The sequence below is a fragment of the Marinobacter subterrani genome, from assembly GCF_001045555.1.
GTDB lineage: Bacteria > Pseudomonadota > Gammaproteobacteria > Pseudomonadales > Oleiphilaceae > Marinobacter > Marinobacter subterrani.
Genome location: NZ_LFBU01000001.1, coordinates 2,031,848 through 2,043,712, shown reverse-complemented (window position 1 = coordinate 2,043,712; position 11,865 = coordinate 2,031,848). Strand labels below are relative to the sequence as shown.

Annotated in this window: 8 protein-coding genes; 6 read left to right on the top strand and 2 right to left on the bottom strand. The window is 58.9% G+C overall.

Annotation, left to right across the window (positions count from 1 at the left end; translation table 11 throughout):
* Nucleotides 1-22 precede the first annotated feature (22 nt).
* From msub_RS09600 to msub_RS09585, 4 genes are all read left to right on the top strand, one after another.
* Nucleotides 23-2,794 (top strand): S8 family serine peptidase, encoded by a 2,772-nt coding sequence (locus tag msub_RS09600; RefSeq protein WP_227506687.1) that lies wholly within the window; start codon nt 23-25, stop codon nt 2,792-2,794.
* Nucleotides 2,791-3,267: a protease complex subunit PrcB family protein gene (locus tag msub_RS09595; RefSeq protein WP_048495806.1), complete on the top strand. Its 477-nt coding sequence runs from the start codon at nt 2,791-2,793 to the stop codon at nt 3,265-3,267. The genes msub_RS09600 and msub_RS09595 overlap by 4 nt, the downstream gene beginning before the upstream one ends.
* A gap of 67 nt (nt 3,268-3,334) precedes the next feature.
* The gene (parE, locus tag msub_RS09590; protein ID WP_048495805.1) at nt 3,335-5,230 is read left to right on the top strand and encodes a DNA topoisomerase IV subunit B; all 1,896 of its coding nucleotides are present in this window, start codon (nt 3,335-3,337) and stop codon (nt 5,228-5,230) included.
* Between the two features lie 95 nt (nt 5,231-5,325).
* Entirely contained in the window at nt 5,326-7,104 is a 1,779-nt protein-coding gene (locus tag msub_RS09585) for an SLC13 family permease (RefSeq protein WP_048495804.1), read from the top strand.
* Here the strand turns inward: msub_RS09585 and msub_RS09580 are convergent.
* Complete coding sequence (locus tag msub_RS09580; RefSeq protein WP_048495803.1) at nt 7,099-8,385, bottom strand: EAL domain-containing protein; 1,287 nt, start codon at nt 8,383-8,385, stop codon at nt 7,099-7,101. The two genes, msub_RS09585 and msub_RS09580, sit on opposite strands and share 6 nt — an antisense overlap.
* Before the next feature lie 513 nt (nt 8,386-8,898).
* On the opposite strand from msub_RS09580, the gene msub_RS09575 reads away from it, so the two are divergent.
* Together msub_RS09575 and msub_RS09570 are read left to right on the top strand one after the other, a co-directional pair.
* Nucleotides 8,899-9,444 (top strand): cytochrome b, encoded by a 546-nt coding sequence (locus msub_RS09575; protein WP_048497049.1) that lies wholly within the window; start codon nt 8,899-8,901, stop codon nt 9,442-9,444.
* Nucleotides 9,445-9,516: 72 nt separating this feature from the next.
* The gene (locus msub_RS09570; RefSeq protein WP_048495802.1) at nt 9,517-10,098 is read left to right on the top strand and encodes a YceI family protein; all 582 of its coding nucleotides are present in this window, start codon (nt 9,517-9,519) and stop codon (nt 10,096-10,098) included.
* A 33-nt stretch (nt 10,099-10,131) separates the two neighbouring features.
* Here msub_RS09570 and msub_RS09565 read toward each other — a convergent pair whose 3' ends face one another.
* A complete protein-coding gene (locus tag msub_RS09565; RefSeq protein ID WP_048495801.1) occupies nt 10,132-11,769 on the bottom strand; it encodes a methyl-accepting chemotaxis protein in 1,638 nt (545 codons plus the stop codon).
* Nucleotides 11,770-11,865: the final 96 nt, after the last annotated feature.

Genomic DNA, 11,865 nt, shown 5'->3' with positions numbered 1-11,865 from the left:
AACACATCGATCGGGATGGGTTATGCTGGCGGTAACGATGGGGGAGTTATTTATGGTGCTGGTGTCGGTTCCCGGCAAGGTCGCGAAATTGGGTTTTTCCATGGCACTTGGTCTCGCCGTGGCCGGGTGTGGCGGCGGCTCCGGTGATGGTGGAGGCCTTTTGCCGGCGGACGTTGCTGTTTCCGGGGTGATTGATATAGAAGCCGGCACCCGGGTCGATGCCGACAACGCGGACGCCTTGCTTGGGCGTGCTCCCTTGATTTCGGACCAGGAACTGCCGCCTGAATTTATTCTTTCTGGCTACGTGAGTGGGGTAAGCCAGCCAACCTTGTATCCCCCGACCCCCGGCCTCTCGGACGACTTCTACTACTTTCCGGATACTGAAGATAACTTTGTCGCCCGTTTGCAGCCAGGCTTTGAAATTACGTTGCAAAGCTTTGCAACGCGGCTTGCTGAATCAGGTACTGATTCTGCGACAGCATCAGAGTTGCGGCTAACCATCACCTCCAGTGATGGCACCGAGCTTGGCCCCATCATCGCACCCAGCAACGGCAGTCCGGTAAAGCTGGCCACTGGTACTGAGCCGGCAGGTGAGTATCGGATATCCGTCACGTCCCTGGGTGCGGCGCCCATGCTTTATATTCTGTCCTCATCCAGGGCGGTAACCGCCAACACCACGGCTTACGACTGGCCAGACTACGAGTTCGTTGAGGATGAGGCTGTTGTGTCTCTGCGGGATCCGGGTAACGCCGGGGCCCGGGCCAGTGGCCTGCCAGCCAGCGCCTTGATGGCCCCCGGGCGGCAGATTGCGCCAGGGCTCTGGACAGTCCATCGTCCGGCGCCGGTCGCCGCCATGGAGCAGGGCAATCCCGCGCAGCAGACACTCGACTGGATCCGCCAACTGAAAGACGACCCCTCGGTTTTGCATGCCTCACCGAACTACAAGACACAGGCGCTGGCCACCCCCGTGAATGAACCTTTATACCCCAGCCGGGTGCTGGGGCAGCAGTGGCATTACAGCCTGATCAACGGGCCAATTGCCTGGCAACTGGACGCCACTGGCGGTGCCGGCGTGAACGTGGCGGTGTTCGATACCGGGTTGTTCCGCAACAATGCTGGCCAATGGCACCCAGATTTTCAGGTCAATGGAGTGTATAACATTGTTGACGGCTTCGATGCCGTTGACGGCGGTGTTCCCGCCGATCCGGGCAATGCGGTAGGTGGCAGTGTCTACCACGGCACCCACGTGGCGGGCACTGTAGCGGCTGCAGTCAATAATAAAGGTGGTGCCGGTGTAGCCTTTGGTGCCAGTCTGGTTCCGGTTCGGGTGCTGGGTGAGGGCGGCTCCGGCACGCTTGCCGATCTTCTGCAGGCAATGCAGTGGGTGCTGGGGGACGCCAGCGGGCCCAGGGCCAAGGTTGTTAACCTGAGCCTCGGCGGTCTGCCCTGTGGTGCCTCGGGTGTTGCGGATACCCTGCAACAGCTCATCAATGATGGCGTGGAAAAAGGCATTGTCTACGTTGCTGCCGCCGGGAATTCCGCCACCAACGAGCCTTCCTGCCCGGCCGCCCTGGATAAGGTGTTCTCGGTCAGTGCCGTGGATGGCGGAGGCCGGCTTTCTTCCTACTCCAATTTTGGCAGCTCGATTGATCTCGCCGCCCCCGGGGGCGATGCCAGCCGGGACGGCAATGGCGATGGCCAGGGCGATCTGGTCAGCAGCACCAGTGCGGCCGTGGTGGATGGGCAGCTCCAGGCGGCTTATCGCGGGTTACAGGGTACGTCCATGGCGGCGCCTCATGTGTACGGGGTCGTGGCGTTGATGAAAGGTGTCAGATTGAAAGATGGCGGTCCTGAGCTGACGTATGCCGGCATCGAAGGTTATCTGAGGAGTGGCAATCTGACGCAGACTTCCTGTGAAGCGGATTGCAGCCCGACGGATCAACTGGGTTATGGCATTCTGGATGCGGGTAAGGCCGTCGAGGCCGTGCTTTCCGAAGCCGCGCCGGAATTGCTCACCGCGTCGCCGGCGGTGGTCAACCTTGCGACGGAGTCTAATCAAGCTGTCAGCCAGACGCTGGAACTAGCTTCGTTGGGAGATTACACGATTTCTATCAATAGTGTTGCGGCCTCAGCCCCCTGGTTTACTGTATCGCCAGCTGCAGGCCCCTTTCCGGATGCAACGCAGACGGCTCCCTTGCGGCTAGACCTGACCCTGAACCCTCAGAATCTTGAGCCTGGCGCGTCTTCCCGCGGAAGCTTGGTGGTGAAGTACTCACCGCAGTCGGGGCCAGAAAAAACCTTGGACATTCCGGTAGTGGGCCAGCGAATCACCGATCAACAGGCCCGGGACGCCGGCCGGCATTTCGTCCTTCTGGTGGATCCTCAACCCGAGGGTGCCGTTTTCAATACCGTTGCCCAAACGGCTGTTCGTGCTGAAAATGGCCAGTATCAGTTCGAATTCCTGCCCGACGACGGCCAGGCGCCGAACCGCCTTAACGAAGTGCCGCCAGGCAAGTATTTCCTGGTAGCGGGAACGGATCTCGATAACGACGGCCTGATCTGCCATGCCGGCGAGGCCTGTGCCGAGTACCCGGTTGCCGGTTTGCGGCAGGTCATCGAAGTCAGGGAAAACCAGCCCGTCACTGGCCTGCGCATGACCACCAGCTATTCCCGGCCGACCCTGTCGGCGACTTCGCCGGACCTGCTGCCCAGGCCGGACTTCAAGGGTTACCGGTTGCTGCCAGAGCAGGCCGGCAGTCAGTCCACCAGCATCAAGGCAGTCAAAACCCCATGAACATGAAATACCTGATTGGTAGCAGTCTGATGGCAATCGGCGCTCTCGGTGCCGGCTGCGCGGTCAGCCAGACCGAAACCGCCACCGGCGCGCCACTGGCGAGGCAGATTGCCCAGTCGGCCCATTGCGGTCTGACCGCACCGGGCCACCTGTTGATCGGTAGCGTCGCGCAACTGGTGCAGCTGGAGTCTTTGCCGGAACGTACGCTGTCGCTTCAGCCGCTCCGGGACATTGATTTCCAGCGTGAGAAAGTTGTCCTGGCGGCCATCGGGCAAAAGCCGACCGGCGGCTTCGGAGTGACTCTGCAGAGTTCTGAAATTGTCGACGATACGCTGAATCTCACGGTACGGGTGATGGAGCCGGGCCCCGGCGCCATGGTGACCCAGGTTCTGACCACGCCCTGTGCGGTGATCGCAGTCGCCGCCGAAGGCTGGAGTGATATCCGCATCACCCGCGCCGAAAACAACCGTTGATCTTTGCTCACGAATCCCTAAGCTAGGGCTCAGCTTTTTCTTTCAATCCCGGAGTCCGTTCCTGCCCATGAGCCAGCAACAATATAACGCCGATGCTATTGAAGTACTGAGTGGCCTGGACCCGGTGCGCAAGCGCCCGGGAATGTACACAGACACCAGCCGGCCCAATCACCTGGCTCAGGAAGTGATCGATAACAGTGTGGATGAAGCACTGGCCGGCCATGCCAAGCGCATCGACGTGGTGTTGTACAGTGATGGCTCGTTGAGTGTCGAGGACGATGGCCGCGGGATGCCGGTGGATCTTCATAAAGAAGAAGGCCTGCCGGGCGTCGAGCTGATCCTCACCCGCCTGCACGCCGGTGGCAAGTTCTCCCAGGGCAACTACAACTTTTCCGGCGGCCTGCACGGTGTCGGCGTTTCTGTGGTCAACGCGCTGTCTACCCATCTGGAAGTCACCATCAAGCGGGATGGCGAGCTGCACCGGATGACCTTTGCCAACGGCGACAAGGCCTCAGAGCTGGAAGTGATCGACACGGTCGGTAAACGCAACACCGGTACCCGGCTCAAGTTCACCCCGGACGTGAAATACTTTGACAGCCCCAACTTCTCTGTCAGCCGGCTTCGCCATAACCTGCGGGCCAAGGCCGTTTTGTGCCCCGGCCTGACCGTCACCTTCCTGCAGGAGAAGACCGGCGAAAAAGACGAGTGGTGCTACGAGGGCGGGCTGCGGGATTACCTGAGGACGGCGCTGGCGGATATTGAAGCCGTGCCCCTGGATCCGTTTACCGGCAGCTTTTCCGGCAACAAGGAAGCCGTGGACTGGGCAATCCAGTGGCTGCCGGAGGGCGGTGAGACGGTCATGGAAAGCTACGTGAACCTGATTCCGACCGCTCAGGGCGGCACCCATGTGAATGGCCTGCGCACGGGTTTGCTGGAGGCCATGCGCGAGTTCTGTGAGTTCCGGAACCTGTTACCCCGGGGGGTGAAACTTTCGCCGGAGGACATCTGGGAGCGGGCGGCCTATGTGCTCTCGTTCAAGATGCAGGAGCCGCAGTTTTCCGGGCAGACCAAGGAGCGGCTGTCCTCACGGGAAGCGGCTGCGTTTATATCCGGCGTGGTCAAGGATGCCTTCAGCCTCTGGCTGAACCAGCATACCGATGTGGCTGAAGCCCTGGCCGAGCTGTTTATCAGCAATGCCCAGCGTCGCCTGCGTGCCAGCAAGAAGGTTGCGCGCAAAAGAGTGACCTCCGGCCCGGCCCTGCCCGGCAAGCTGGCGGACTGTTCCGGCAGCGATACCGCCCGCTCGGAACTGTTTCTGGTGGAAGGTGACTCCGCCGGTGGCTCGGCCAAACAGGCCCGGGACCGCGAGTTCCAGGCGGTGATGCCACTGCGGGGCAAGATCCTGAACACCTGGGAAGTGGACTCGGGCGAGATCCTGGCGTCCCAGGAGGTGCACGATATTGCCGTGGCCATTGGCGTGGACCCGGGTTCCGACCAGCTGGATGGCCTGCGTTATAACAAGATCTGCATCCTTGCCGATGCCGACTCGGATGGCCTGCACATCGCCACCTTGCTTTGCGCGCTTTTTGTCAAACACTTCCGCCCGGTGGTTGCCGCCGGCCATGTGTTCGTTGCCATGCCGCCGCTGTACCGGGTGGACCTGGGCAAGGAAACCTTCTACGCCCTCGACGAGCATGAAAAGCAGGGCATCATTGACCGCATTGCCGCAGAGAAACGCAAGGGCAAGATTTCCGTTACCCGCTTCAAGGGTCTGGGTGAAATGAACCCGCTGCAGCTTCGGGAAACCACCATGGCACCGGATACCCGTCGGCTGGTGATGCTGACTATCGAAGAGGGCGACGATACCGACAGCCGCATGGATATGTTGCTCGGCAAGAAGCGGGCATCCGATCGCCGGGCCTGGCTGGAAGCCTACGGCAACATGGCCGATATTGCGGTCTGATATTCCCTGGGGTGCTATAAAAAGCATCCTTTATTCTTTCTAAGTATTCTGCAAACTCGTTATCCTGCCAGTTTTCTGATCGGGAAGAACTGTTGATGGACTGGCAAGGCTGGTTTGCGCTGGGCCTGGCAGGTACGGCGCTGGTACTGATGAGCACAGGTCGATTTGCGCCCCATCTGGTGATGATGAGTGTGCTTGTGGTGCTCAGTGCCAGCGGTATTGTTTCTGCCGATCAGGCCCTGGCCGGTTTCAGCAACAGTGGCCTTATTACCGTTGTTGCCATGTTTGTGGTGGCGGCGGGCATTCATCACTCCGGCGGGGTGGATCTGCTGGTCCACCATGTGCTTCGCAACCCCAAAACCGTTCGGTCTGCCCAGGCCCGCATTGCCATCCCGGTCTCCCTGCTGAGCGGCTTCCTGAACAACACGCCTGTGGTGGCCACCATGATTCCGGCGGTGCATGCCTGGTCCCGGAAAATTGGCATATCACCTTCCAAGCTGATGATCCCCCTGAGCTACTCCGCGATTCTCGGGGGTACGATCACACTCATAGGCACCAGCACCAACCTTGTGGTCAACGGCCAATACCAGCAATTGACTGGCGAGCAGGGCTTTTCCATTTTCTCCATTACCGCCGTGGGCCTGCCGGTTGCGATTATCGGTGTGGCTGCGCTGCTGCTGTTCATGCCCAGGGCGCTTCCGGATCGCAAGGATCAGCAGAAGTTTGGTGCCATGCGGGAATTCACCCTGGAAGTGGCCGTGTCGTTCGATGGTCCGCTGGTGGGCAAGACGGTTGGTGAAGCGGGGCTGCGGGAGCTGGAACGGTTGTATCTGGTCGAGATCGAGCGTGATGGCAGCGTAGTAACGGCCGTGCCTTCGGAAGAGCGCCTGCGGGGCGGAGACCGGCTGGTGTTCGCCGGAGATACCCAGGCCATTTCGGATCTGCTGAGGATTAACGGCATCGTACCCTCGGTGCATGAAGACGAACCCAGCCTGAGCAAGGACAGGGCGGAGCGGCGGCTGGTGGAGGCGGCCCTGTCGCCCCAGTCTGATGTGCTCGGGCTGACCATCCGCGATGCCCGTTTCCGGGACCGCTATGGTGCGGTGGTTCTGGCGGTGGCCCGGGGTGGTGAGCGGGTGTCCGGCAACCTGGGTAACATTCGCCTCAAGCCGGGTGATGTACTGTTGCTGGAAGCCCGGCCCGCGTTTGTCAGTCGCCAGCGGTACAACAAGGATTTTCTGCTGATCAACGATCTGGAAACCGAGACGCCCCGGCACGACCGCGCCTGGCTGTCCTGGGGCATTCTGGTGGTTCTGGTCGGGCTGGCAGCCTGCGGCCTGCTCAGCATGTTGAATGCGGCCTTGCTGGGTGCGGCGCTGATGATCCTGTCTGGCTGCTGTTCCGTAGGCCAGGCCCAGAAATCGGTGGATGTTCCGGTCATCCTGACTATCGCGGCGTCGTTTGCGATGGGGGCGGCGCTGGAGCAGACCGGGGCGGCAGGTTTTGTTGCCCAGGGCATCCTGAAGCTCAGCCAGGGCCATGTCTTGCTCGCCATCTTCCTGGTTTATTTTTCGGTGTCTCTGCTGACCGAGGTGATTACCAACAACGCGGCGGCGGTGCTTATCATCCCCGTTGTGCTGTCGATGACCACCAGCATGGGTGTGGCGGCAGAACCCTTTGTGATAGCGGTGATGATGGCTGCGTCGGCAAGTTTTGCCACCCCACTGGGGTACCAGACCAATATGATGGTCTTCGGGCCTGGCGGTTACCGGTTCAGTGACTTTGTCCGGGTCGGCGTGCCCATGAATGTGTTCATTGGCCTGGTAACGGTTGCCGTTATTGCCGTGGTTTATGGCATAAAGCCGGGGCTATAGGGCTGGCGCTGAAGGATTGGCAAGAATGTCGCAGCACAGCACCTGCAAACTGCCTTCCCGGTAATAGCCCAGCGACAGGGTGACGCACATGTACGCCCCGGTAACACAGAGGTAAGGTGCGGTTACGTGCAGGCTTTCGGGCTGGGCCAGGGCCTGGCGCAGGTACTGCTGACGGAACCAGTCGGCACTGCTGGTTCTTTCCAGCGGCCGGAAACGCGGGTCCAGACTGCGGGTGCCGGTGTCGGAGATTAGCGTGTCGTCAATCTGTATGCCCTTGTCATCCACCAGGTAGCATCTCGAGACGGCCGGGTGGTTCAGCAATTCCAGGCAGGAGTCCGCCATGCTCAAGCCGTTTTTCAGTTTGGTGATGGCATGGTCGAAAAAGCCCCTGAAAAACTCCACCAGTTGACGCGTCGGGTCCAGAGTGACCTGGTTGCGGGTCTTGTATTCCTGCAGCAGTTGGTCCAGATCCGCGGGTGCGTGGGAAAGCTGGTTCAGATCGGTGCTTGGTTTGCGGAAATAGAACCCCTGAACAAAATCGACACCGGCATCGATGGCAATCATCGCCTGATCCCGGGTCTCGACGCCTTCCAGCAATACCAGGCAGCCCGACTGGTGCAACAGTGACACGATGCCGTTCAGGATCTGGCGCGCCTTGTGATCCTCGGTCGCCCGGGTCAGCAGTGTCCGGTCAAGCTTTACGATATCCGGTGACAGATTCCAGATGCGTTCGAAGTTGGAATGGCCGGCGCCAAAGTCGTCAATGGCTGTGAGGCATCCCAGCTTTTTGTAGTAGGCAACCGTTTCCCGAAGCCTCTCCGCGTCGTCGGTTGGCTGCTCTACAATTTCCATCACGATCCGGTGGGGCGGAAGGCCGGTTTTGGCAAGAATCTGGCCAAAAAAAGAATCCGCCTGGCTGCCACTGGTGACCACCTGCGGCGATACGTTCAGAAACAGCCAGTTCAACTGATCGCTGATGCCGCTGTAGTTGCGGATATGCAGGTATCGGCAGAGGCGATCCAGCAGCAGGTTTTCTGCCGCGGAATCGGGAAGTTGGAATAGATGCAGTGGAAGCACCGCCGAGTTGTCGGTGTCAAAGGCACGGATGAGCGCTTCGTAACCGACAATCCGCTTGTGGGAAATGCTGTAGATGGGTTGCAGCGCGGTTCTGAGCGTCAGGCCCCTGAAATCTGCAGTCCATGTATCACCGTCCCTGTTCAGCATGGGGGATAACAGTTCCACTTCCGGAGCCGTCAGCTTGTCAGGGAGGCGCTTCGACATAGGCAGTTCTGGTTGATTGAACGAAGGCATCAGCCGGTTTGGAAAGACGACTGAACTGTCATCTATCAGTACAGATAAATCTGAAAAATCCGGAAGTTACTGATAGTAGGAAGGAAGATTGCCAAAAAAACGGGTTTATTACCACTGTTTCATGTAGAAACTGGAAACAGTTTGTATCTTTTGTGGCCTGCCAGGGGAGAAGGCCCGGCGATCCTGGGGCGGACCGCCAGAGAATCAGTTGTTGCTGGGAACAACGACGCTTTCGTCGAATTCAAATTCCATGTCATGTCCTCTCGGTCAATGAGGCCCCGACGGGGCGTTGAAATATGAGTAAATTTTATCGTTGCTATAATTTTGAACAATCCGTAAAACCCGTATGAGACCAAAGGCAAAGCGCCCGAAGGTTTGATCAGAAAATCTGATGCAAGGCAGCAAAAGATTTTGATTTTTTTCGCTCGGCTGTGTTTCTAAACTTTCGGGAAATATCTGGACCAGGGATCAAGGTTGCTGATCATGCAAATCCGGAACACCTCAAACAGCTACGGCTCGATGGCAATTGCCATTCACTGGCTTGTCGCCCTGGCGGTATTTGGCCTGTTCGGACTCGGGTACTGGATGGTCGATCTGACCTATTACCATGACTGGTACAACAAAGCCCCGGACATTCACCGAAGTATCGGCATGTTGCTTCTGGCGGTAATGGTTTTTCGGGTCGTATGGAAGTGGTTGAATGCATCGCCATCGGCGCCGTCAGGCCATAAGCGCTGGGAAGTTCGGAGCGCCCAGGCGGCCCACACGCTGCTATATATACTCCTCTTTGTGGCCATGGCCAGTGGCTATCTGATCTCAACGGCTGACGGCTCTTCCATCAGTGTCTTCGGGTGGTTTGAGGTGCCGTCGTTGACCGGCCAGACCAAAAAAATGGAAGAGCCTGCCGGAACCGTCCACTACTGGGCGACCTGGGCGATTATTGTCCTGTCTGTGATCCATACCGCCGGTGCACTCAAGCACCACTTTATTGATCGCGACGACACACTGCGTCGTATGCTGGGTAAGTAACCAGCGCATCATCTGGACGCGAATCCGTGTAAAGCCCGGGAGTCGGGCATTAATGCAACAAGGGAGATATCCATGAAGAAGATCCTGCTTGCCTCTGCTGTATCCATGGCGCTGACAACGGCGGTCCACGCTGATGAGCATAGCGGTACTTATGACTTCGATAACGAGGGCGATCACCAGTTCATTCATTTCAAGATTTCCCACCTTGGGTACAGCTGGCTCTATGGTCGGTTCAATGAATTTGACGGCCAGTTTGTCTACGACGCCAAGAATCCTGAAAACAGCTCCGTGACCGTCACAATCGACACCAGCAGCGTTGATTCCAACCACGCCGAGCGTGACAAACACTTGCGCAGCGAGGATTTTCTCTACGTTGACGAGTTTCCCAAGGCGACCTTCAAGAGCAAGCGCGTGGTCCCACAAGGTGAAGGTGAAGCCGACATCATCGGCGATCTGACCTTGCGCGGTGTGACCAGGGAAGTGACCCTGGATGCGGAAATGATTGGCTACGGTGAAGACCCCTGGGGCGGTTACCGCATGGGCTTCGAAGCGGAAACCGAGCTTCGCCTGAAGGACTTCGGTATCCCGATGGATCTTGGAAAGGCCTCCGAGACGGTTGAGATCATCATTTCTGTCGAAGGTATCCGGCAGTAACCCTGGCTGACCCTGCCATTACAGGTTCCGGGCTCAGACCCGGAACCTGCCCGTCTGATTCTCGAGTTCCCGGGCATAGCCTTCAAGGGAATCGCTGATCCCGTCAATGTCCCGTGATCGACCGGCCCCCTCTGCGGCGAGATCGTTGATCTCGGTAATGCTCCGGTTGATTTCATCCACCACTTGGGTCTGCTCCTCGGTGGCAGACGCCACGCTGGTATTCACATCGGCGATGTTGGTCATGGCCTGGAGGATGGCGTTCAGCTCCTGTTCGGCCTCAGTGGCCAGGTTCTCGGTTTCGGCGGCCTCCCGGCTGCCCGTCTCCATGACCGACACGATATCGGCAACGCCAGACTGCAAGGTGGTGATCATGGTCTGGATATCTTGAGTGGACTGCTGCGTTCTCTGGGCCAGGGTTCTGACTTCGTCGGCAACCACGGCAAATCCGCGCCCCTGTTCACCGGCCCGGGCCGCTTCGATCGCAGCATTGAGCGCGAGCAGGTTGGTCTGTTCAGCGATGCCCCTGATCACATCCAGAACCGAGGTGATGTTGTTGGAGTCGTCTGACAGCTTGCGGATTACGTCGACCGCCCGGGAGATCTGGGCCGCCAACCGGTGCACCTGCTCGGAAGAGTTGCGAATGATGCGTGCGCCGTTCTTGCCTTTTTCTTCCGCATCCCGCGTGATTTCCGCGGCCCTTGAGGCATTGCCTGCCACTTCCTCGATCGCGCTCTGCATTTCATTGATGGCGGTCGCCACCATGGCGATGGAATCTGTCTGCCGGCTAACTCCATCGTTATTGTCCTTCGCGGCCCTCGCCAGATCAGTGGCCCCGGCGCCCAGCTCCCGGGTCAACTGCTGAATGGAGCGGATCATCGACTGCAGGTTCTCCAGAACCAGGTTGAAGCTCCGGGCGAGTTTGCCGAGGTCGTCATCGGTTTCGACCGGCACCCGTTGGGTCAGGTCACCTTCACCCTGGGCGATATTGTCGAGCTGGGTTCTCAGGGCTGTAACCGAGGAAATGATCAGTTTCAGGAACACGGCAAACAGCAGAATGCTGACGATAATCGCGACTACGGTAATCAGCAGGATGGTCAGTGAGCTGGCCTGGCCTTCAGCGGATGAGCCGGAAGCCCGCATCTGGGCCTGCCGGTCGGCATGGGCCCCGACTTCGTCATAGAAGTTCCGCAGGTTGTCGAACAGCTGGCTGGTTTCGCTGGTGGCTAGTTGTCGGGCCTCAGCCGGGGTGCCACTCCCTGCCAGCTCAAGGGTGCGCCTGGCGGAAGCCAGCCAGCGGTCAAAGGCGGCGTCAAACCCGTTGGCAACATCGGATACACCTGTGCCCTCCAGTCGCTCAACGGCCTTCTTGAAACGCTCCCGGGCCTGCGTCGAGTTTTCCTCGAAACTCTTGATGTAGTCTGCGCCGTCCTGATTGTTGAAGCTGGCATCCACATACGCCATCTGGGCAACCAGTGCCTGGTACAGATCCCTGTCACCGTTGAGAATTTCGCTGACCGACGGCAGGTAGACGTCGGCAATGTTATCGGTGTCGGAAACCAGGTTCCGCACCGTGCTGACAGCGAACAGCCCTATGATGATCAGGGCGGTGGCGGTGATAGCAAAGGGTAAGGCGATCTTTACACGAAGTCCCAGACGCTTGCCAAAATCCATACAGTCCCCCAGATTGGCCGTGCTGGCCTATCGCCAAGCATAGCAGCGGAAGACAGCTTGTGGTGATTAACAGCGCAGGAGTTGCTCCCGGTCAAA

What these genes read in the sequence shown, in the direction of transcription:
- msub_RS09600 (WP_227506687.1), top strand. Translation starts at nt 23, where the DNA reads ATGCTGGCGGTAACGATGGGGGAGTTATTTATGGTGCTGGTGTCGGTT.
- msub_RS09595 (WP_048495806.1), top strand. Translation starts at nt 2,791, where the DNA reads ATGAACATGAAATACCTGATTGGTAGCAGTCTGATGGCAATCGGCGCT.
- msub_RS09580 (WP_048495803.1), bottom strand. Translation starts at nt 8,385, where the DNA reads ATGTCGAAGCGCCTCCCTGACAAGCTGACGGCTCCGGAAGTGGAACTG.
- parE (WP_048495805.1), top strand. Translation starts at nt 3,335, where the DNA reads ATGAGCCAGCAACAATATAACGCCGATGCTATTGAAGTACTGAGTGGC.
- msub_RS09585 (WP_048495804.1), top strand. Translation starts at nt 5,326, where the DNA reads ATGGACTGGCAAGGCTGGTTTGCGCTGGGCCTGGCAGGTACGGCGCTG.
- msub_RS09575 (WP_048497049.1), top strand. Translation starts at nt 8,899, where the DNA reads ATGCAAATCCGGAACACCTCAAACAGCTACGGCTCGATGGCAATTGCC.
- msub_RS09570 (WP_048495802.1), top strand. Translation starts at nt 9,517, where the DNA reads ATGAAGAAGATCCTGCTTGCCTCTGCTGTATCCATGGCGCTGACAACG.
- msub_RS09565 (WP_048495801.1), bottom strand. Translation starts at nt 11,769, where the DNA reads ATGGATTTTGGCAAGCGTCTGGGACTTCGTGTAAAGATCGCCTTACCC.